At 64.5% G+C, this 21,070-nt stretch carries 16 protein-coding genes; 7 read left to right on the plus strand and 9 right to left on the minus strand.

Going from position 1 to position 21,070, the window contains the following annotated elements; genetic code table 11:
* Nucleotides 1-3: 3 nt before the first annotated feature.
* On the plus strand, nt 4-2,115 hold the full coding sequence (locus ASF04_RS05475; protein WP_056138831.1) for a site-specific recombinase: 2,112 nt from the start codon (nt 4-6) through the stop codon (nt 2,113-2,115).
* Nucleotides 2,112-3,506, plus strand: a complete 1,395-nt coding sequence (gene cls / locus ASF04_RS05480) for a cardiolipin synthase (protein ID WP_056138834.1) — start codon at nt 2,112-2,114, stop codon at nt 3,504-3,506. Before ASF04_RS05475 ends, cls begins: the two co-directional genes overlap by 4 nt.
* An 81-nt stretch (nt 3,507-3,587) precedes the next feature.
* Here the strand turns inward: cls and ASF04_RS05485 are convergent, their stop codons facing one another.
* A complete protein-coding gene (locus tag ASF04_RS05485) occupies nt 3,588-4,337 on the minus strand; it encodes an SDR family NAD(P)-dependent oxidoreductase (protein ID WP_056138836.1) in 750 nt (249 codons plus the stop codon).
* Between the two features lie 130 nt (nt 4,338-4,467).
* Between ASF04_RS05485 and ASF04_RS05490 the strand changes: the two genes are divergently transcribed.
* On the plus strand, nt 4,468-5,367 hold the full coding sequence (locus tag ASF04_RS05490) for a LysR family transcriptional regulator (protein WP_056138838.1): 900 nt from the start codon (nt 4,468-4,470) through the stop codon (nt 5,365-5,367).
* Nucleotides 5,368-5,371: 4 nt separating this feature from the next.
* On the opposite strand, the gene ASF04_RS05495 is transcribed toward ASF04_RS05490, so the two are convergent.
* Genes ASF04_RS05495 through ASF04_RS05505 form a run of 3 tightly spaced genes read right to left on the minus strand, consistent with a single transcriptional unit; the run spans nt 5,372 to nt 7,807 of the window.
* The gene (locus ASF04_RS05495) at nt 5,372-6,190 is read right to left on the minus strand and encodes a metallophosphoesterase (protein WP_056138840.1); all 819 of its coding nucleotides are present in this window, start codon (nt 6,188-6,190) and stop codon (nt 5,372-5,374) included.
* Between the two features lies 1 nt (nt 6,191).
* Nucleotides 6,192-7,103, minus strand: coding sequence for a diacylglycerol kinase family protein (locus ASF04_RS05500; RefSeq protein WP_056138842.1), 912 nt, complete (start codon nt 7,101-7,103; stop codon nt 6,192-6,194).
* 8 nt (nt 7,104-7,111) lie between these two features.
* Nucleotides 7,112-7,807: a phosphatase PAP2 family protein gene (locus ASF04_RS05505; protein WP_229204925.1), complete on the minus strand. Its 696-nt coding sequence runs from the start codon at nt 7,805-7,807 to the stop codon at nt 7,112-7,114.
* A gap of 173 nt (nt 7,808-7,980) precedes the next feature.
* Here ASF04_RS05505 and ASF04_RS05510 point away from each other — a divergent pair, with 173 nt between their 5' ends.
* Nucleotides 7,981-8,199 (plus strand): hypothetical protein, encoded by a 219-nt coding sequence (locus ASF04_RS05510; protein ID WP_019921948.1) that lies wholly within the window; start codon nt 7,981-7,983, stop codon nt 8,197-8,199.
* A 234-nt stretch (nt 8,200-8,433) separates the two neighbouring features.
* Here the strand turns inward: ASF04_RS05510 and ASF04_RS05515 are convergent, their stop codons facing one another.
* Nucleotides 8,434-9,345, minus strand: a complete 912-nt coding sequence (locus ASF04_RS05515) for a LysR family transcriptional regulator (RefSeq protein WP_056138915.1) — start codon at nt 9,343-9,345, stop codon at nt 8,434-8,436.
* Between the two features lie 96 nt (nt 9,346-9,441).
* Between ASF04_RS05515 and ASF04_RS05520 the strand changes: the two genes are divergently transcribed.
* On the plus strand, nt 9,442-10,458 hold the full coding sequence (locus ASF04_RS05520) for a zinc-binding alcohol dehydrogenase family protein (protein WP_056138847.1): 1,017 nt from the start codon (nt 9,442-9,444) through the stop codon (nt 10,456-10,458).
* 105 nt (nt 10,459-10,563) lie between these two features.
* On the opposite strand, the gene ASF04_RS05525 is transcribed toward ASF04_RS05520, so the two are convergent.
* The 4 genes from ASF04_RS05525 to ASF04_RS05540 all read right to left on the minus strand — a co-directional run bounded on the left by ASF04_RS05525 (nt 10,564) and on the right by ASF04_RS05540 (nt 16,880).
* A complete protein-coding gene (locus tag ASF04_RS05525; protein ID WP_056138849.1) occupies nt 10,564-11,085 on the minus strand; it encodes a hypothetical protein in 522 nt (173 codons plus the stop codon).
* An 84-nt stretch (nt 11,086-11,169) separates the two neighbouring features.
* A complete protein-coding gene (alaC, locus tag ASF04_RS05530) occupies nt 11,170-12,369 on the minus strand; it encodes an alanine transaminase (protein WP_019921944.1) in 1,200 nt (399 codons plus the stop codon).
* Between the two features lie 85 nt (nt 12,370-12,454).
* Nucleotides 12,455-13,309, minus strand: a complete 855-nt coding sequence (locus tag ASF04_RS05535) for a DMT family transporter (RefSeq protein WP_056138851.1) — start codon at nt 13,307-13,309, stop codon at nt 12,455-12,457.
* 82 nt (nt 13,310-13,391) lie between these two features.
* The gene (locus ASF04_RS05540) at nt 13,392-16,880 is read right to left on the minus strand and encodes a DUF748 domain-containing protein (RefSeq protein WP_229204926.1); all 3,489 of its coding nucleotides are present in this window, start codon (nt 16,878-16,880) and stop codon (nt 13,392-13,394) included.
* Between the two features lie 85 nt (nt 16,881-16,965).
* Here ASF04_RS05540 and ASF04_RS05545 point away from each other — a divergent pair, with 85 nt between their 5' ends.
* Together ASF04_RS05545 and ASF04_RS05550 are read left to right on the plus strand one after the other, a co-directional pair.
* The gene (locus ASF04_RS05545) at nt 16,966-19,815 is read left to right on the plus strand and encodes a DUF3857 domain-containing transglutaminase family protein (protein ID WP_162241418.1); all 2,850 of its coding nucleotides are present in this window, start codon (nt 16,966-16,968) and stop codon (nt 19,813-19,815) included.
* A 56-nt stretch (nt 19,816-19,871) separates the two neighbouring features.
* The gene (locus tag ASF04_RS05550) at nt 19,872-21,008 is read left to right on the plus strand and encodes a pyridoxal phosphate-dependent aminotransferase (RefSeq protein WP_056138856.1); all 1,137 of its coding nucleotides are present in this window, start codon (nt 19,872-19,874) and stop codon (nt 21,006-21,008) included.
* Nucleotides 21,009-21,070 lie beyond the last annotated feature (62 nt).

Consider the following 21,070-nt stretch of genomic DNA (forward strand, 5'->3'; position numbering starts at 1 on the left):
TGCATGCTCGAGATTCTCCAACGCCTGGACGCCAACAGCAACGATATCGGCCTCATGGTCGAGTTGTTCGCCACCCTGCGCCCCAAGCGTCCCACCGATGGCGCGCGCGCCACGGCCAACGTCCGCACCCTCACCCAATTACTGAAGGGCGACCCCGCCCATGCGCTGGCCCTGCGCGGCTACGCCCGCAACCTGCTCGCTGCGCGCCGCCACTCCAGCCTGTACACCGAAATCGGCGTGCTCTCCAACGACGGTTTTTTCACCGAATTCAAGCAGCGGATTGCCTCGCGCATCCTGCCGCCCGCGCTGGGGAATGAATACCTGAGCGACGCCATCGACCAGGTGCTCTACAAGCGCACCGACTACATCTGGATGAGCGCGGTGCCGCCCGCCGACTGGCTCGAGCTGATCGACGTCATCAACGCCGGCGCCGGCCACGCGCCGCGCCAGGGCTCCAACCTGATGCTGCCGGGCCTGCTCGACGCGATCCAGACCCTGTCGTACCGCGTGTGCGCGATCGGCCTCGAACCCAAGCTCACCAATTTCCATACCGAGATGGAGACCTACGAGTCGCCGTTCACGGGCCAGAATATCGAGGTGAACGCCTACCTGGCCGCGTACAAGCGCAAGCTGGCCGGCGACGACGTGGCGATGGAAGATGCGCGCCACCTGCTGGTCATGCTCGACCAGTGCGAGACCGTCGTGGTCAAGATCCGCAAGAAGGCGCTGAGCCAGGGCACCAGCATTGCCCTGACCTATTTGCTGGTGACGCTCACGCAAAGCATCAACCGCCTGCGCAAGCTGCTGTACCTGGTCGATACCAGCGGCGAGCTGGCGCCCGACGCCAATGCCATCCTGCCCACCACCGCCACGCCGGCAGACACTCAGTTCGTGCAACCGGTGGCGCAGCAAGTCGTGCCCGACCGCCGCAAGGCAGCGGCAGTGGACCTGGCGCTGGAACTGGTCACGGCGCACAACAACAAGTACATGGTCAGCGACCTGCTGCGCGACAACATCAACCTGCTGGCGCGCAACGTCACGGAAAACGCCAGCCACACCGGCGAGCACTACGTGGCCGAATCGCGCACCGCGCTGTTCGGCATGTTCCTGCAAGCGGCCGGCGCGGGCCTGATCATCGGCTTCATGGCGCTGTTCAAGATCCTGTTCTCGTACCTGCGCGCCGCACCGCTGGTTGAAACCTTTTTGTTCAGCATGAACTACTCGCTGGGCTTCGTCTTCATCCACCTGCTGCACTTCACGGTGGCCACCAAGCAGCCAGCCATGACCGCCTCGCGCATCGCGGCCGGGCTGCAAAGCAAGGATGGCAAGAACATCGATCTCGACAGCATGGCCGAGCTGTGCAACAAGGTCTTGCGCACCCAGATCATGGCGGTGCTGGGCAACCTGGCTACCGCCATCCCCACCGCCTGGCTGATCGCCATGGCCTGGCCGTACCTGACCGGCCACCACCTGGTCACGCAAGGCAAGGCCATGCACCTGCTGGCCGATATCGACCCGATCCACGGCCCCAACCTGCTGTACGCGGCCGTGGCCGGCGTGTGCCTGTTCCTGGCCGGCCTGATCTCGGGCTACTACGACAACAAGGCGCTGTACACGCGCTGGGCGCAGCGCATCGCCCAACTGCGCGGCCTGCGCTGGCTGCTGGGGCCCGCGCGCCTGCAACGCTTTGGCGCCTACATGGAAACCAACCTGGGTGGGCTGATGGGGAACTTCTGCTTCGGCATCATGCTCGGCGTGATGCCGCTACTGGGCTTCCTGCTGGGTCTGCCGCTCGATATCCGTCACGTTACTTTCTCCTCGGCCAACTTCGCGACAGCCATGGTCGGACTGGACTACCATGTCAGTTGGCAACTAGTAGTGACCTCGGTGGCAGGATTCCTGGCCATCGGCGTGGTCAACCTGATGGTCAGCTTCGGCCTGGCGCTGTGGGTGGCGCTGCGTTCGCGCCAGGTGCGCTTTACCCATGGCTGGCGCCTGACCAAGGCGCTGGTCAAACGTTTTTTCCAGGGACCGGTGACTTTCCTCATCGGTGCCAGGGCAGTCCCCGCATTACCGTTTGATGAACCGCAGTTACTGGAGAAAACACCAAAATGAAAGCGACCAGCTTGCGACTCTGGCTTCCCGCCTGCCTGATGTGCTGGGGTTTGCTGGGCGCTTGCGCTTCGCTCCCCAATGTCAATGAACTCGGCGCCCGGCTCGACGCCGCCGACGCACCGAGCGTGCACGGCAAAAATGGCGAACTGAGCGCCGCCCGCACCAAGGCCCTGTTCACCAAGCGCTACACGAAAAACACGCTCGACCTGCAACAGCAGGCCGCGCTCGAGGAAGCGGCCACCGGTGTACCGCTCATTGCCGGCAACAAGACCACGCTGCTGTTCGACGGCCCGCAGACCATGAGCGAGATGCTCAAGGCCATCGAGGGTGCGAAAAACAGCATCAACCTGGAAACCTATATCTTCGACCAGGACGGCATGGGCATGAAGTTTGCCGATGCCCTGATCGAGCGGCGCAAGGCCGGCGTGGCGGTCAACATCATCTACGACAGCGTGGGCACCATCGGCGTGCCGAAGGAATTCTTCCAGCGCATGCGCGACGCCGGTATCAGCCTGCTGGAATTCAATCCCGTCAACCCGGCCAAGCTGTCCGGCGACAGCTGGAAGATCAACAACCGCGACCACCGCAAGGTGCTGATCGTCGATGGCCGTATTGCGTTCACGGGCGGGATCAATATCAGCGGCACTTACTCCAAGAGCTCGCTGTTCCGCTCGCGCAACAAGGCGTCCAAGGGCGAAGACGATGTCGGCTGGCGCGACACCCATATCAAAGTCGAGGGGCCGGCCGTGCACGCGTTCCAGTACCTGTTCGTGCGCCAGTGGACGTCGCAGGACCGCGCCGACCTGATCGACGCCGACTTCTTCCCCAACCCCATCATCGCCGGCGACAAGGTGGTGCGGGTGATCGCCAGCGACCCGGGCGGCCACTTCGAAATTTTCAAGGCCTACAACCTGGCGATGCAGGAAGCAAAAAAAAGCATCCACCTCACCTCGGCCTATTTCGTGCCGGACAAGCAGACCGTGGAGGCGCTCAAGGCCGCCGCCCGGCGCGGCGTCGATGTAAAAATCGTGCTGCCGGGCGTGTCCGACAGCGGCCTGGTATTCCACGCGGGCCGCAGTTTTTACGATGAATTGCTGGAGTCCGGCGTGAAGATCTACCAGCTCAAGCTGGCCGTGCTGCACGCCAAGACGGCGGTGATCGATGGCAAATGGTCCACCGTGGGCTCCACCAACATCGACACCCGCAGCTTCATGCACAACAGCGAGTTGAACGTGGTGGTGCTGGGCGACGCCTTCGGCAACGAGATGGAGCGCGCCTTCCAGGAAGACATGCGCGACTCGGTGCAGATCACGCTGGAACAATGGCGCGACCGGCCGTGGCTGGACCGCATGAAGGAGTGGGCGGCGCAGTTGACCAATTACTGGCTGTAAAAGCGAATACCGCTTTTACAGGCACTGGTACGCGGACGCGCCCTGCCTGTCAGCATCTGACCTTGCCCAGTCAATAGCGCACTAGATCTGCCGCTGACCGCCATCGACAAACAGTTCGATGCCGTTGACGAAGCTGGCGTCGTCGGAGGCCAGGAACACGGCAGCCTTTGCGATCTCGTCCGGTTCTCCCACCCGGCCCGATGGAATCACGCTTGCCAGGTGGTCGAGGAAGCCCTGCTGCTGCGCGGCGTCGGTGCCCACCAGTTCCACCAGGCCAGCCGTCCTGGTGGGGCCGGGACTGAGCGTGTTAACGCGGATGCCACGCCCCTTCAAATCGAGGATCCAGTTGCGGGCGAACGCGCGCACGGCAGCTTTGGATGCAGCATATACGCTGAATGCCTCGGTGCCGCCACTCGCTGCGGTCGAACCGGTCAGGATCACCGACGAACCGTGTCCCAGCAGGGGCAGCGCCGTCTGCACGGTAAACAGGGTGCCCTTGACGTTGCGGCCGAACGTGTCGTCGAAGTGTGCTTCGGTGATCTGGCCCAGCGGCAGCAGCGAGCCGCCGCCGGCATTGGCAACCAGCACGTCGAGCTTGCCATGCTGCACGCGCACCCGTTCGAACAGCGACTGCAACTGCGCCTGGTCGGCGGAATCGACGCGCATGCCCTGCGCGCCGGCGCCGATCGCCTGCACCGCCGCGTCGAGCTCGGGCTGGCGGCGGCCGGTGATGTACACGTGGGCGCCTTCGCTGGCGAAGCGTTTGGCCATGGCCAGGCCGATGCCGGTGGTGCCACCGGTGATCACTGCGACTTTTTCTGCGAGTTTCATGATGTTTTCCTTGGAAGTTGAGGGTGAACCGCAGGGCCAGTGTGCCGCGCAAAGCGCGTACTGATAAGACAGGCCGCGCTCATATCAGCTATGCTCCCGCTGCATGAATCACAAATAGCGGAGCGCAATAATGGATAAATTACTGTGGATGCATTGCTTTGTCCGGGCGGTGGAAACCGGCAGCTTTTCGGCCGTGGCGCGTGAACTCGGGATCGGACAACCGAACGTCAGCCGCCACATCGCCTCGCTCGAGAAGACGCTGTCCACCCGCCTGCTGCACCGATCCACGCGCCACATGGTGGCGACCCCGGAAGGCCAGCGCTATTACACGCAGGCGCGCCAGGCGCTCGACGTGATTGCCGAAGCCGAAGCCGATGCGCGCGGCCTGCAGCACCCGCACGGCCTGCTGCGGGTGACGTGTACGCCCAGCCTCGGGACGGAAAAAATCATCGGCGCCCTGCCGAATTTCCTGGCGCAATACCCCGATGTCGAAATCGATTTGCGCCTCAACGACGGTTATGTCGATCTGGTGGCGGAAGGCATCGACGTCGCGCTGCGCGGCGGCGTGCTCAAAGACAGCGCGCTGCGCGCACGCCGGATCGGCACCTCAGAACGGATCTGCGTGGCCACCACGGCGTACCTGGAACGGCACGGCACACCGGTACTGCCCGCCGACCTGCTGCAACATCAATGCCTGGTCTATACCTTGATGGCCAGCAGTGGCGGCTGGCCGTTCAAGAACGGCGAGGTAGCGGTGGCGGGACGGCTGCGCCTGAACAGCCTGGAAGGCATCCGGCGCGCCGTGCTGGAAGATGTCGGGATCGGCTACCTGCCGTCCTGGATGGTGGCCGAGCAGTTGCGCAGCGGCCAGTTGCGCGCCGTGCTCAGCGACCACGCCGGCCCGCCCTCGCCGCTCAATGCCGTGTATCCCACACAAACCATGGTGCCCCGGCGCGCGACCGTGTTCATCGATTTTATTGCGGCGCTGTTTGCGGCAACGCCGGGGCTCAATGGCGCGGCCATCGTTTGAACTCTCAGGCCACCGCCGTGGTATGCCAGGCCTCGCCGATGCGCTCGAAAATCTCGGTCTGCGCCGGCTCGAACGTGGCCGTGCCATCGACCCAGCTGTAGCGCACGACTTCGATCTTGTCGCTATGCACGCGGATCACGTTGAACGAGTTCGACTCGCCCCGGCCCCGGGTTGACGTGGCCGTGCCGGCCTGCACCACCAGCGCCGCGTAGCCGGGCAGCTTGTAGCGGTCGGTGCTCAGGCCTGCGCTGCTGGCGTGAAAATGGCCGGCCAGCAGCAAATCGACACCGCACTCGGCAAATGCCCGCATTGCCATCGGCGCGCGATTGACCAGGTCGTCCTTGTCGAAGGTTTGCGGCAAGTCGAACGGGTGGTGCGTGACCACGATGCGGGTAACGTCTTTCGGCACGGCGCTCATGCGCTGGCGGATCAGCGCCACCTGTTCAGGATTCACGCGGCCGTCCTTGATGGTGAGCGAGCGCGCGGTGTTCAGGCCCAGCACGGCGATCTCGTCATCGACATACTCGGGCGTGAGGTCCAGCGTGACGTAGCGCAGGTATTTGCGCAGCGGCGTCAGGAAACGGCTGGCGACGTTGTAGAGCGGGATGTCGTGGTTGCCGGGCACGACGATCTGCGGCCCCGGCAAGGTGTCGAGAAAGGCGCGCGCGGCAATGAATTCCTCGGTCTTGGCGCGCTGGGTCAGGTCGCCGGAGACCACCAGCACGTCGGGCGCCAGCGAGGCCACCAGCACACGCAAGGGGTCCAGCAGTTGCTGGTCGACGCGGCCGAAATGCAGGTCCGACAAATGAACGATGGTGCGCATTTCAGTTCCCCTTCGTCATGGTGCGGCCGGGCGCGATCACGCTCAGCGCGCCGGCGCGCGAGCGGTACTTGAGCGGCGGCTTCATTTCCGTGACCTCGCCATCGGTGGCCACGCGCAGGTGGCGGTGGCGGGTATCGATTTCCAGTTCGGCAGCGGTCAGCACGTCGAAATCGCGCGCCTCGGACAGGCGGTTGAACAGCGCGTGGATGGCGTAGCGAAACAGCGCCAGCCGGGTGGGCTTTTGCGCCACGTACATCACCAGCTTGCCGCTGTCGAGCCGCTCGCGCTCTCCGAGCGTGAGGCCCTGCAAATACTCGTTGTTGCCGATGAAAACGAAGGGCGTGCGGCGCAAGTGTTCCTCGCCGTTGATGGTGAGCCGCACGCGCATGAACGGAAAGCGCCGCAGCACCACGAACAGCGCACGGCCGAACGCGTGCCACTTGCTGCGCCCGAATTTTTTCTGCTGCTGCTCGCGGTCGCGCACCAGGTCCGGGTAAATGCCGAGGCTGGAATTGTTGAGGAAGATGCGTCCATTCACCTCGCCCACGTCCACCCGCAATGGCTTGCCGGTGACAGCGTGGGCCACCGCCTCGTCGAGGTCGAGCGGGATGTTGAGGTCCTTGGCAAAGTGATTGAGGGTACCAAGCGCCAGCACGCCCAGGTGGGTGTCGCTGCCGACCAGCTGCGAGGCCACGCAGTTGATGGTGCCGTCGCCCCCGCCCGCCACGACCACTGTGACCTTGTCGGCAACCGCCTGGCGGGCGCGGTTGATCATTTCCTCGCCGCTCTTGGCCAATAATATTTCCGGTTCAACACCGTGGCGGCGGAATTTTTCCGCCAGCGCGGCGGACCAGCCGCCGCAGTAACCGAGGCCGGCACTGGCGTTGATGATGACGACGATCGAATTGAGCACGCAGTTCCTTACATGGTTCCGTTGGCAGCAAGCGAGCGCGCTTCGCTGCGGCGGCGCAGCGTGGAAATGGCCGTGATACACACCGCCAGCCAGGCCGCGCTGCTCGCCATCGCGGCCAGCACATCGCTCAGATAGTGCGCGCCGAGGTACACGCGACTGAATGCCACCAAGAATATCATCATCACGCAGAACGCCGCTGTTGCCAAGCGCACACTCCAGCCCTTGCAGGCAATCATGATGTAACACGCCAACACGCCATAGAACAGCGTCGCCGCCGCCGTGTGGCCGCTGGGGAAGCTGTAGGTGGACAGCGTGACCAGCGGTTCTTCGAATAACGGGCGGCTGCGCTGGAACACCTGCTTGAGCACCACATTGAGGATCATGCCCGGCAGGACGGTAACGCCCAGCGCCAGCAGCCAGTAGCGCTGCCGGCGGCGCCACAGGTAATAGCCGAAAGCGGCCACCAGCAGGATCATGCCCCCCACCTTGTGAACGAAGGAGATGAACAGCAGGAAGCTGGTGTAGGGCTCAACGTGGTGGGTATTGAACCAATTGGCGATGTGCACGTCCAACACGGTGATGGCGTCCTGGTCGGTGACCTCGTCGGCGATGTTGCCGAAGACGGCGACCGAGACGATCATGGTCAACACGCCCAGGGTCAGGTGCAGGCCGAACTGGCCGCCGGGAGTCAGTCTTGCCCCCATGAAACGTAATATTTTGCTAAAAATTTGGTGCCTCCGCATAGGTCGCCATAGAAGTTGGCGTAAAAATCACAAAACAACAAATTTACTGTTTATTTAAACAGTACCTGTTTATCCATACAGTACTTATGCTATTCTGAACTCCTCGTTAAACACATCGCCATAAAGGAAATGTCATGATCAACAGCAGCCTCAGCTCCCGTTTCGGTCTCGAATACATGCCTACCTCGTTCCTGGTACGCATGGGCAAGCGCGAATTGCTGGTCTGTCGTGACTTCCGCAAGCGCTTCTACGCCGTCAACCCGGTCATCGAGTGCGACACCGGCGTGCAGGCAGGTCACCTCGAAATTCTGCTGTGCCGCCGCTGGTTGCTCATCATGTCGAAGGCGCATTAATGGTTGCCTCAGCAATTGTCGGTACCAGTTGCCCGATCCAGTCGCCCGATAGCCCGGCAGATGCTGCCAGCTCGCAGGCGCTCCTCACCTGGATCTGGCAGCTGGGCCACCGTCAAACGCCACAGCGCAAACCGCAGTCCTAGTCCATAGCCGTGGTGCAGACCGACAAGTCTGCATCTATGTTAACTGTTTTTCCTCGCAGCACAGTACAGCAGATGCCGGCTTAATCGTCTTCTAAGCCTTGCCGCACTGCTCGCGCAAAAAATCGCGCAAGGTCAGCACGGTTGCAGACACCTGCGACCGGTGCATGCACACCATGTGCAGCGGGGTCGGTTCGCCGGCCACGTCCGGCATCAGCACCATCAGCCGTCCCGCGCGCAGGTCGCCGCTCACGTCGAGCCGAGATTTATACGCCACGCCCAGTCCCGCCACGGCCCAGCGCCGCACCAGGTCGGCATCATCCGCACTGCGGTCGCCGTGGACCTGCACCGCCATCGGTGCGCCCTGCTCGGCCGCGCCGTGCATCGGATAGAAATTCCAGCGGTCGTGGATCACATCGTCGAGCATGAAGCGCAGGCAGTTGTGCAGCGCCAGGTCGTGCAGGTCGGTCAGCGGGCCGTGGCGGCGCACATACTCGGGCGAGGCCACCAGTACGCGGCGGTTGTCGGGCGCCAGCGGCAAGGCGATCAGGTTCGAGTCGTCTTGCCGCCCGTAGCGGATCGCAATGTCCACCGGCTGGCGGTACAGGTCCGACAGGCGGTCGCCCACGCTGAGCTGGTAGCTCACCTTCGGATACAGGTGCTGGAACTGGTCGAGCCAGCCCACCAGCATGTTGCGGCCCAGGTCGGACGGCATCGACATCTTCAGCACGCCGCCCAGGGTTTCCTTGCCTTCGGCGAGCGCGTCATGCCCGTCCTGCAGTGCGCGCAAGGCGTCGCGCGCGTGGCGCAGGTAGCGCTCTCCCTCGTCGGTCAGGCGCAGCGAGCGCGTGGTGCGGGCAAACAGGCGTATGCCCAACTCACCTTCCAGGCGCTTGACTGCCGCACTGGCCAGCGCCGGCGAAATTTCCAGCTCGCGCGCCGCTGCCGACAGGCTGCCCCGGTCTGCCGTGCGGACAAAGACCGTCACATCATCGAGTCGCACCACTATCTTCATTCCTTTGAAAGTGTTTCAGTCAAACGGCTCTTTTTCGCTCAAGCGAAATAAATGATCATACATGCACTTAACCTCAACGGAGTTCCCATGAAAGCCATCGCCTACCGCCAGTCCCTGTCCATCACCCACGATGAAGCGCTGATCGATATCGACCTGCCCGCCCCACAAGCGCAGGGGCGCGACCTGCTGGTGGCGGTCAAGGCCATTTCGGTCAACCCGGTGGATGTCAAAATCCGCGCCAATGCGCCGCCTGCCGAGGGTGCGGCCAAGGTGATCGGCTGGGATGCGGCCGGCGTGGTGCAGGCGGTCGGTCCCGACGTCACCATGTTCAAGCCCGGCGACGAAGTCTGGTACGCCGGCGACCTCACCCGCGCCGGCACCAACAGCGAGCTGCACCTGGTGGACGAGCGCATCGTCGGCCACAAGCCGCGCACGCTCGACTTCGCCCAGGCGGCCGCGCTGCCGTTGACTGCGATCACTGCATGGGAATTGCTGTTCGAGCGCCTGCAGGTCAGTCGTGACAAGGGCGTCACCGGCAAATCCTTGCTGGTGATCGGCGCGGCCGGCGGCGTCGGTTCCATCCTGGTACAGCTGGCGCGCCAGTTGACGGGCTTGACCGTGATCGGCACCGCTTCGCGCGAGGACACGGCAGAGTGGGTCAAGGAACTGGGCGCCCACCACGTGATCGACCACAGCAAACCGTTGAACGAGGAAATCGCCCGCCTGGGCCTGCCGCCGGTGACCTACGTGGCCGCGCTGAACCAGACCGACCACCATTGGCCGGCCATTGCCGAACTGGTGGCGCCGCAAGGCAAGGTGGCGCTGATCGACGACCCGGCAGCCATCGACGTGCGCGTGCTCAAGCGCAAGAGCGTGTCGCTGCACTGGGAATTCATGTTCACCCGGTCGATGTTCGAGACCGACGACATGGCGCAGCAGCATCAATTGCTGGACGACGTGGCGCAACTGGTGGACACGGGCGTGATCAAGACCACGCTGGGCGAACGCTACGGCGCCATCAATGCGAGCAACCTCAAGCGCGCGCACGCACTGATCGAGAGCAACCGCGCCAAGGGCAAGATCGTGCTGGAAGGGTTTGAATAATCCGGACGGCTGAACCCGGGACATTGCTGCGGGCGACACGTCGCCGTTACCGGCTGGGGTCGGGCCCGCACCAGGCTAATGCGGGCTGGCGACACAGGTTGAATTTCAGGCGCAGACCGGCAGATGCGCGTGTTGGCGTTGCTTTAGCAGCGACAGCACGCGAGCATCGTGCGCGGCCAGCGTGTCCTGCATGGTGGCGGCCTGCACGCAGGTATGCTCGATCACCGACAGGAACAGCCGCTGGCGCCGGTTCAGCCGTGCCGACTGGTAGCCGAGCTGGTCGAACATGGTGGCGATGTCGATGCAATAGGCGCGCAGTTCCCACATGGTTTGCCGGGTAGCGTCGATATCGTCGCGCATGGCGTGGTCCATGTCGATGAACTCCAGCTGCGTGCGAGCGTCCTGGTCGGCCGCACGGATGGCCGGCAGCCATTGCTCGAACTTGTGCGCAATGCGGCGCATGCGGGCGATTTTATGGTCGAGCATGCGGCAGTAATGCCAGCCCAGCCACCAGGCCGGCAAGCGCGCCATCCAGCGCGGCAGGCCGGACGTGTGCAGCGAGTGTTCGAGCTTTTTGACAGCGGCAATCAGGTGGCGGGTGCTGTCACTTCCAGGCACGGTGGACATGGTGGGGCTCCAGTAGCAAACGAAACCTCACCATAGCCGTCTGATCAAACAATCTATTTGATACCGATTAAACTTTGCGCGATTTTACGTGGCGGTTTTGCGCAACATGGCTTTGATACCACGCAGTCCCTGGCGGATGCGCGCCTCGTTTTCGATCAGCGCAAAGCGCACGTAGTCGTCGCCGTACTCGCCGAAACCGATGCCGGGCGAGACGCACACCTTGGCCTCGGCCAGCAGCAGCTTGGAAAACTCCAGCGAACCGAGGTGGCGGTACGCCTCCGGTATGCGGGCCCAGATGTACATCGACGCTTTCGGCTTATCCACCGGCCAGCCCGCTTCGCACAAGCCCTTGTGCAGCACGTCGCGCCGGCTCTGGTACATGGCGCGGATCTCTTCCACGCAGTCCTGCTTGCCTTCGAGCGCGGCAATCGCGGCCACCTGCACCGGCGTGAAACTGCCGTAGTCGTGGTAGCTCTTGATGCGCGCCAGCGCCGCCACCAGCTCCTTGTTGCCCACCATGAAGCCGATGCGCCAGCCGGCCATATTGTAGCTCTTGCTCATGGTGAAAAATTCCACCGCCACGTCGCGCGCGCCCGGCACCTGCATGATCGACGGCGCCTGCCAGCCATCGAAAGTGATGTCGGCGTAGGCCAGGTCGTGCACCACCAAAATATCGTGCTGGCGCGCCAGCGCCACCACCCGCTCGAAGAACTCCAGCTCCACGCACTGCGCGGTAGGGTTCGACGGAAAGCCGAGTATCATCATCTTCGGCTTGGGGTAGCTCTCGCGCACCGCGCGCTCGAGCTCTTCGAAGAAATCGACACCAGGGGTCATGCGCACCGAGCGGATATTCGCGCCGGCAATCACTGCGCCCCAGATGTGGATCGGGTAGCTGGGGTTGGGCACCAGCACGGTATCACCGGCGTCGAGCGTGGCCAGCATCAGGTGCGCCAGGCCCTCCTTGGAACCGATGGTGACGATGGCTTCCGAATCGGGATCGAATTCGACGGCATAGCGGGTCTGGTACCACTTGGTGATCGCCCGGCGCAGGCGCGGGATGCCCTTGGAAGCCGAGTAGCCATGGGTGTCGGGCCGGCGCACGGTATCGACCAGTTTATCGACGATGTGCGACGGCGTGGCGCCATCCGGATTGCCCATCGACATGTCGATGATGTCTTCGCCACGGCGGCGCGCCGCCAGCTTGAGCTCGGCGGTAACATTGAAAACATAGGGAGGCAGGCGATCGATGCGCGAAAATTTGCGCGGAGTTTGGGTGTCAGTCATGGATGTCTCACGTAAGCGCCCGGAACCGTCCGAGCGACGTCGATGCAATGTTGCACCGGAATCCATCCTAGCCGAATTATTGGACCTAGCGCAAGGTGGTCAGTGCGGAGGCCGCAACAATGCTGGCGATCGCCAGCCACTGGGTGGGCGTCAGGTGCTCGCCCAGCAGCACCATGCCGGCCAGCGCGCTGAGCGCCGGCGCCGCGCTGCTGAACATGCTGAAAGTGCGCGACGACAGGCTGCGCATCGACAGCATCTCCAGCGTGTACGGCAAGGCGCTCGACATCACCGCGATCGCCAAACCGATTGCCATGAACGACGGCGTGAGCAGCACTGCGCCCGAGGTCCAGGCACCCAGCGGCACGATGAACAGCGCGCCGGCCGTCATGCCCCACGCCACCGACTGGCCGCCATGCATCACCGACACCCGCTTGCCGAACACGATGTACAGCGCCCAGCACACCGCCGCCCCCGCCGCGTAGGCGACGCCGACCGGGTCGAGCTGATCGACCTTGCCGTGTATAGGCAACAGGAAATACAGCCCCAGCACCGCCAGCCCCACTGCTGCCAGGTCGCGCGGACGCCGCGAAGTCCACACCGCCACCGCCAGCGGACCGGACACTTCGATCGCGACTGCGATGCCCATCGGAATATGGCTGAACGCGCGGTAGATCAGCAGGTTCATCAGGCCGATCACGCTGCCATACACGGCGACATTGCCGGCCTGGCGCCACGTGAGCGGCACCCGCCACGGCCGGAAGACCGCCATCATCAGCAAGGCCGCAAAGCCGATCCGGTACGCGGTCACGCCCTCGACGCCGACCAGCGGAAACAGGTGCTTGGCCACGGCAGCACCGGCGTTGAGCGATATCTGGCTGGCCAGCAACGCCAGGCTGGCCAGGACCGGGCTACCGGCGGTGATTGATTTTTCTGTCGTCATCTGTTTCGGGCTACCGGTGGCGTCAGGCGGTGCAGCGGCCAGGTGCCGGACGCCGCTGGCCGGACTGGATTATTCCTGGTCATCATTTGGCCGATAATTCCAGCGCCAGCGCGACCGGCCGGCCCGCCGCCACCTTGAGGTTGTGCGGCGCGCCCGCCTTGACCGCTACCGTGCCAGCGCCAGCCAGCTTGAGCTGCGCGACAATGGCGGCAGCACGCCGCGCGGCCAGTTGCGGCAACGCGTCCGCCGGCAATTTTTCGTGCTCAACCAGTTGCGCCTGCAAGGCCGCGTAGAAGGCCGACGGATCAACCACCTGCGGCTCGCCCTGTACCAGCTTGCCGAGGCGCTGCAGCAGCGGCAGCTTGGCTGCTGTGCCAGCGACGCCGATACCACTACCAGCAGTCCGGCCAGCCGCACCAGAACCAGCAACAGCGCCAGCACCTTCGGCCGGGGCCGCATTCACGACCGAACCGTCAACCGTCACTGCGGCGCCGCCTGCCTTCTCCGCCAGTAATTTTTGCTGCGCCAGCGCCGCTGCGCCCAGGCGTTCGGCGTACAGATCGCGCAAGGCGGTGCGCAGTTTGCGGCCGCCCAGGTCGAGCGGGCCCGGCTGCTCGTCGGCCTCGACGTGCACGCCGGCGCGGGCCAACACCGTGCGGCGCAGCGCCTGGGTGCGCAAGGCCAGGCCATCGGCCGCCTCGCTGTAGCCGGCCGGCACGGTCAGCGCCAGTTCCGGCTTTTTGGCCAGCAACTGCGCCACCTGCTGCAATTTTTCTCGCTCGGGCGGCAACAGGCGGTCGCTGCCGGCATCGAACTCCACCGCCTGCAGGCGCTCGCCATCGATGCCAAACAAGCGGCCCAGCGCGCGGAACGGCGCCGTCACCGCGCGCGTCATGATGTTGCCAACAGCCTTCCACACCACCGCGCCGTAGCTGAACTGCGGATCGTTGAGGTCACCGGTCACCGGCACGCCGAGATCGATGCGGCCATCGCCGTCCTTGAGCAGCGCCAGCGCCAGTTCCAGCGGCAGTTTTAACGCGTCGGGACTGGCTATGCGCTCGCCCAGGGTCAACTGGTCGAGCACCATGCGGTTGCTGCCTTGCAGCGCGCCATGCCGCACCTGGTAATCGAGGTCCAGCGATACCTTGCCCTGGGCGATCTTGTAGCCGGCGAACTTCATGCTGTACGGCGACGCCGACACCAGGTCCAGATTCTTGAACATTACTTGCACGTCGGTGTTGTCGGCCAGCGCGAACGGATTGAGGTGGCCACGGATGCGCGCCAGGCCGAAGTCGTCAACCCGGCCATCGAGCTCGATCTGGGCCCGCGCGCCGGGCCGGGTGGACAGGCCGGAGACGACGCCATTCAACTCCACCACCCTGGCGGCAAACTGCGGCCGCAGGCTGAGGTCGGTGAAATCGAGCTTGGCATTCTCGACACGCACGCGCCGAACGCGTACCGGAAATGCCTCGGTACTCACTTCGACGCGCGCCGCAGCAGGCATCCCCACTGGCGCGGACACGGCCGCTGGTGCAACCGCCACCGGCGCGGCCTCTGATGCGGCGGCTATTGGCGCAACGGTCGGCGCCGAGGCTGGTGCGGCAGCCGCTGGCCGCTGCACCAGCAAGCGCTGGGCATTGAAGCTGCGGTCGTTGTCGATGATCAGGATGGCGTTCGGTTCGACCACGCGCAGCTCGGACACCTCCAGCCGGTCCGGGCCCAGCGTGAATGCCACCTGGTCGGCGCGCACCGACTTCCAGTGCGCGAAGTGGTCGCCATCGTGCTCGTTGAGTGCCAGCTGCGCCACCTCGAACCAACCGTCGTAGCGCAGCGCCGGCGCGGCCTTGTCGCCGGTGCTGGCGCTGGTGCTGGCACCGCTGCCGGTACGCAAGCGGCCGGCGGCCGACACGCTGCCATCGACCAGCTTGAGCTTGACGTACTGCTCGAGCAGCGGCTGCAATGGCGCCAGCGCCAGCCCGTTCACGGCAAGCTCGGTATCGACCACGGCGCCGGCCGGTACGAATGATCCTTTGGCAGTCAGCTGACCACCTTCGCGCAGGCCGACGCCGCCGTCGAACGCGATAGCATGCGCAAGGTCGGTACCGGCATCCGCCAGGTTCAGGTAAAAGTCTTGCAGGTGGACCTTTACGCCGCTGGCGCCATCATCCACCAGGGCGCCGAACTCCCGCACCTGTACCGACTTGACCACAGCAGTCCACGGATTACCGGCCGACGTCTGCCGCTCGAGCTCAACTCGGCCGCCATCGCGGCCATTGACGCCATTGAGTCCGCTGCCGCTGTTGCCTCTGTTGCCTATACTGGCCGGGTTGCCCGCCGTGCCGCGGTCGCTTATGCTGGCCCCGCTTAAGCCATCGAAACCGTTGCTACCATCGCCGCCATGACCACGATCGCCACCACCATCACGACCTGCCACCACCCAGCCGTCGAGCAGTCGCCATTGGCCGGCCGTATCGCGCGACAAATCGAGCTGGCCGCCTTCGGCATACAGACGCCCCACGCTGGCGCGCCGCGCCGCCAGGTCGAGCACCCCATCTTCGATGCCGAGCCGCGCCACGGTCACCGGCGTGGCCGCACCGTTGACCAGCGCCAGTTGCGCCACTGCCAGCGCCGCCTGGTCGATGTCGAGCTGCATGCCGCTGGCCGCGCTGCGCACGTGCAGCGCCAGGCCCAGATTGACGCGGTCGGCACTGGCACGTAGCGCCGGACGCTCGGCCAGGCCCAGCGCCACGCCGTCGAGCGTCACGCTGGCGCCCGGCAGACTGGCGTCGAACTTGCCGTCGTTGTAGGCGTAGTGATACGGCAAGGTCGCCGACAACCGTCCTTGCGTCAATGTGACGCCGGCCAGGGTTTGCAGATAAGGCGCCAGGCCCGGCAAGGCGACATTGCGCAGCACCAGCGCGCCGCTGCCGGTCAGCGGCGCCAGGGGATCGAGGCTGGCCCTGCCCTGCCAGTGCAACTTGCCGCCACGGCCGGCATCGGCGCTCAGCGTGTAGTCGCCGTGCTGGTTCGGCAGGGTGCTCAGGTTGCGCAGTTCGAACGCGATCGGCGCGAAGGTTTCGTCGTAGCCGGCATGGCGGTCGTGCAGCGCCAGCTTGCCCTGTGCCAGCACGAAGTGCTCGATCACCAGGCGCGGCGGGGGCGCTGGCGGCTGGTCGGCCCGGTCGCGGTTAAAGGTGTCGATCAGGCGCGCCAGATTGAGCGAGCCGTTTTTGTCGATCGCCAGTTGTACCGATGGCGCACCAATTCGGACTTCAGCCAGGGTCCAGGCCCGGCGCAGCAGCGAGCGCCATTGCAATTCCACGGCCAGCGACTCCATCGCAAACAGCGGCGCGCCATCGGCCTCGGTCAGTACCAGGTCGGTCGCCTCGAGCCGCAAGGTAAACGGGTTGAAGCGCAACTCGCCCACGCTGGCCTTGCGATCGAGGCGGCTTGCGGCAAAGGCCGGCAACTGCGTTTTGAGCACGTGCGGCAGCACCCATCCGCCCACCGTCGCGTACAGCCCCACCGCGCCAGCCATGCCGATGCCCCATCGCTTCCACCTTTTGCCCATCGCTCAGTCTTATATACAAAGTTGCAACAGCTGCCATTATAATAGTTTACTTGAATCAATTTATTGGCTTCTCAGCCATTTGACAATGCGACTCTCTCCTGCGCTACTCCCCGCCGCCATCGTTCTCGTTGCCGCCAACGTTACCACCCAGCCGGTGCTGGCGGCCCCCAAGGCGGCTGTCGCCAGGCAGGACACCACTTTTATACGCAACGCCCCGCTGCCGAAATGGATCGCGCCGTTGTCGGCAGTGCCGCCGGCGGTGCAGACCGGGCCGGTCGTGCTGCGCCTGATGGAAACCCAGGCCTGGGCGGGTCCGAAGCCGGTGGTACTGGTCAACCGCGCAGTGCAGGTCAACGACAAGAGCAAGCTGGGCGAAATCGGCCAGTACTCGCTGCCGTATCGTCCCGCCTACGAGAAGTTGTCGCTGCACCGGGTGGCGATCCTGCGCGGCGACGCCGTGCTCGACCGCACGGCCACGGTCAACATCCGCCTGCTGGAACAGGAAACCAGTGTTGCCACCGGCTTCTACATGGGGGTCACCTCGGCGCAATTGCTGCTCGACGACGTGCGGGTGGGCGACACGCTGCAAATCGTCTATTCGACCGAGGGCGCCAACCCGGTATTCGGCAGCACGTGGACCGACGACTACCAGTGGGACCGCCATATTCCGCAGGAAGTGCGCAAGCTGCTGGTGTCGCATCCGGCCGCCACGCCGCTGCACTGGCGCGAAGTGAGCGACGCCTACCCGCCCGGCCTGGCGCCGGTAGTCGAACGCATCGGCAATATCGAGCGCCTGCGCTTCGAAGGCCAGGCGCTGGCGCCGTTTTCGCTCGACGAAGGCGTGCCCAACGACGTGCTGCGCGCGCGCATGCTGCAGTTCAGCGAATACGGCAGCTGGCAACAGGTGGCGCAATGGGCCAACGCGCTGTTTGCACCGGCGCCTGTACCACCCGCGCGGCCGACCGCCAAAAAGCCGGCGGCGCCATCCGAACTGGTCACACTGGCGCAGCGCTTTGCCGGCGGCGCCAACGATACCGAACGGGCCAGCGCCGCGCTGCGCTGGGTGCAGGACGAGATCCGCTACTTCAGCGTGGCGCTGGGCGAAAATTCGCACCGCCCGCAAGTGCCGGACGAGGTGCTGCGGCGCCGCTTCGGCGATTGCAAGGACAAGAGCGTGCTGCTGATCGCCCTGCTGGCGCAGATGGGCATCAAGGCCGAGCCGGTGCTGGTCAACGCCCAGTTCCCTACCTATCCGCGCAAGAGCATTGCCGCACCCACCGTGTTCGATCACGCCATCGTGCGCGTGCACCTCGATGGCAAGACCTATTTCGTCGATCCTACCCGGGTGGGCGAGAAGGCGCTGATCCCGCTGCTGCCGACGGCCGTACCGGGCGCAGCCGGGCTGGTGGTGGCGGCCGACACCACCGATCTGATCGCCTTGCCGGAAGAAGTCGTGGATCAGCCGGTGATCGAGCGGCTGGAGTCATTCGTCCTCGACGAGCTCGACGGCGACGCCCGCCTCAAGGTACGCATCAGCTACCGTGGCAACCTGGCGGCGCCGGTGCGGGCAGCGTTGAACGGCAGTTCGCCACCGGACCTGGCCAAGAATGTACTGGCCGACTTCGACAAGCTGTATCCAGGCGCCGAGCTGGTCGAAGGACCAACGCTCGAAGACAGCGCGGACGGCACGACATTCTCGGTACTGTCCGCCCTGCGCCTGCCCAAGCCGGTCCTGCAGCAGAACAGCCTTTACGTCATGCGCTTCGATTCCAAGGTGCTCAATGGTTTGCTGCGCATCCCCGGTTCGCTGACCCGCACGCTGCCGCTGCAAATGCCGATGGGCCGGTTCCAGACCCGTTACCGCATGCAGGTGCAATGGCCGCAACGGGTAAAAATGATGTTCAGCGAAGGTGCGGTGGACATCAACAACCCGTTCTTCGATGCACGCCAGGAATTTTCCTGGCGCGGCAACGAGCTCGATTACACCATCGATTACGCCACCAAGCGCGCGCAAGTGCCGGCGGCCGAGGTGCCGCAGCTGGGCGCGGCAGTCAAAAATCCGGCGCTGCAGTCGTTTGGCGAAGGCAATGTGCACTTCCACGAGGCGTTTGCCATCAACGTCGGCGCCGAGCAGCTGACGGTGCAGGATGCGATTGCCATGCGCAACAAAACGATACTGGCAAGCCTGGGCGAAGCCATCAAGGAGCGCAGCCGGTCTCCAATGACCGCAGAGATCCTGGGCCTCAAGTGCGCAGCCGTGCGCCACCTGGTGACGGCAGGTGACGGTGGCAGCGGCACGCTACGGTATCTGCCGCAGATGATCGCCGACGTGGCGCAACAAAAAGGTTTCGATAAAGAACGCGACCTGTGCCTGGGCCAGGTGTACTTCAGCCAGCTCGACTATGCGCGCGCAGTTGAAACCTTTGCCAAAACCGACGTCAAGGAAGACGACACCGCGCTGCTCAAGCAAGCCTGGGCACGCATGTCGCTCGGCAATACCGCCGCTGCCGCCGGCGACGCCGGCCGCTACGTCAAGGCCAAGCTCAAGCAAGGCAAGCTGCTGCCAAGCGAAGCGATCCAGATCGCGCTGGTGTTCCAGCATGCGCACCAGCCACTGCCCCCGGACTTGCAAGCCTACGTGGATGCGGTGCCGGACGGCGCGTGGCCGCGCCCGGTGCTCGATTACCTGGGCGGCAAGATCGGCCAGCAGGCCCTGCTCGATATTGCGCGCGAATTCGGCCCGGTCAAGCGCGAGATGGCGCTCAACGAAGCCTGGTTTGCCATCGGCTCGAACCTGCGGGCACAGGGGAAAGCCGCCGAAGCCATTGGCGCGCTCAATTACGTGGCCGACCACGGCTTGCGCGGATTCGAGTCCACCTTGCTGGCGCGCAGCGAACTGGCTTTGCTGACCGGCACCGCACCGGCCGCCAAGTAATTCGCGCAGGGCTTACAATACGAAAATCGCCGACTCGTTACGTAAAATGCAATAGCATGCAAGCCCAACTCGAACCGTTCCACGCCATCGCCATCAGCCGCCTGGCCCATGCCCTCAAGGCGCAGGGCCGCTCCATCATCCACATGGAGTTCGGCCAGCCGTCCACCGGCGCGCCAGCGGCCGCCATCGCCCGCGCCCACGCGGTGCTGGACGACGACGCCATGGGCTACTGGGAAAGCGCACCGCTCAAGCAGCGCCTCGCGCAGCATTACCACGAACGGTACGGCGTGACGGTCGATCCCGAGCGGTTCATCCTCACCTGCGGCGCCTCGCCGGCGCTGGTGCTGGCCTTGAATTCGCTGTTTTCTCCGGGCGACCGGGTGGCGCTGGCGCGGCCCGGCTATGTTGCCTACAGAAACGCCTTAAAAGCTTTACACCTGGAACCTGTGGAAATAGCGTGCGGCCCCGAGGTGCGCTACCAGCTTACCGCTGCCGCCCTGGCCGCCGTCGAACCGGCACCACACGCCGTCATCATTGCCAGCCCGGCCAACCCCACCGGCACCATCATTGCAGCCGAAGAACTGGCGGCGATTGCCGAAGTGTGCCGCGAGCGTGGCATCCGCATCATCTCGGACGAGATCTACCACGGGCTGAGCTACGTGGAACCGGCGCAAACCATCCTGGCCTACGCACCCGAGGCGCTGGTGGTGAGCAGTTTTTCCAAGTATTTCAGCATGGCTGGCTGGCGCCTGGGCTGGCTGCTGGTGCCGGAAGACCATATTGCCCGCGCCCAGGCGTATTGCGGCAACCTGTTCCTTACCGCGCCATCGCTCAGCCAGCACGCGGCGCTGGCCGCCTTCGACGACTTGACCGAGCTCGACAGCCACCTTCACGTGTACGCGGAAAATCGCCGCCTGCTGCTGGCGGCATTGCCCGACCTGGGCCTGCGCGCCATCGCCCCGCCCGACGGCGCGTTCTATATTTATGCCAGCATCGCCCACCTGACCGACGACAGCCTGGACTTTTGCCAGCGCCTGCTGAACGACACCGGCGTGGCCACCGCCCCCGGCATCGATTTCGACCCGGTGGACGGCCGCCATTTTTTCCGCATGAGTTTTGCCGTGTCCACGCCGCAGATCGTGGACGCCATCGCCCGCCTGCAGCCGTGGTTTGCCGCGCAGGCCGGTTTATAAACAACTTTCGGGATCGCTAAAATTTATAACAGCAATGCGTAAACTAACGACTATCTCCCCGG

Origin of the sequence: Duganella sp. Leaf61 (genome assembly GCF_001421905.1) — a bacterium.
Lineage (GTDB): Bacteria > Pseudomonadota > Gammaproteobacteria > Burkholderiales > Burkholderiaceae_D > Rugamonas > Rugamonas zoogloeoides.

Coding starts and splice junctions, on each gene's coding strand:
- ASF04_RS05475 (WP_056138831.1), top strand. CDS start 4: ATGCTCGAGATTCTCCAACGCCTGGACGCCAACAGCAACGATATCGGC.
- cls (WP_056138834.1), top strand. CDS start 2,112: ATGAAAGCGACCAGCTTGCGACTCTGGCTTCCCGCCTGCCTGATGTGC.
- ASF04_RS05485 (WP_056138836.1), bottom strand. CDS start 4,337: ATGAAACTCGCAGAAAAAGTCGCAGTGATCACCGGTGGCACCACCGGC.
- ASF04_RS05490 (WP_056138838.1), top strand. CDS start 4,468: ATGGATAAATTACTGTGGATGCATTGCTTTGTCCGGGCGGTGGAAACC.
- ASF04_RS05495 (WP_056138840.1), bottom strand. CDS start 6,190: ATGCGCACCATCGTTCATTTGTCGGACCTGCATTTCGGCCGCGTCGAC.
- ASF04_RS05505 (WP_229204925.1), bottom strand. CDS start 7,807: ATGGGGGCAAGACTGACTCCCGGCGGCCAGTTCGGCCTGCACCTGACC.
- ASF04_RS05510 (WP_019921948.1), top strand. CDS start 7,981: ATGATCAACAGCAGCCTCAGCTCCCGTTTCGGTCTCGAATACATGCCT.
- ASF04_RS05520 (WP_056138847.1), top strand. CDS start 9,442: ATGAAAGCCATCGCCTACCGCCAGTCCCTGTCCATCACCCACGATGAA.
- ASF04_RS05525 (WP_056138849.1), bottom strand. CDS start 11,085: ATGTCCACCGTGCCTGGAAGTGACAGCACCCGCCACCTGATTGCCGCT.
- alaC (WP_019921944.1), bottom strand. CDS start 12,369: ATGACTGACACCCAAACTCCGCGCAAATTTTCGCGCATCGATCGCCTG.
- ASF04_RS05535 (WP_056138851.1), bottom strand. CDS start 13,309: ATGACGACAGAAAAATCAATCACCGCCGGTAGCCCGGTCCTGGCCAGC.
- ASF04_RS05540 (WP_229204926.1), bottom strand. CDS start 16,880: ATGGGCAAAAGGTGGAAGCGATGGGGCATCGGCATGGCTGGCGCGGTG.
- ASF04_RS05545 (WP_162241418.1), top strand. CDS start 16,966: ATGCGACTCTCTCCTGCGCTACTCCCCGCCGCCATCGTTCTCGTTGCC.
- ASF04_RS05550 (WP_056138856.1), top strand. CDS start 19,872: ATGCAAGCCCAACTCGAACCGTTCCACGCCATCGCCATCAGCCGCCTG.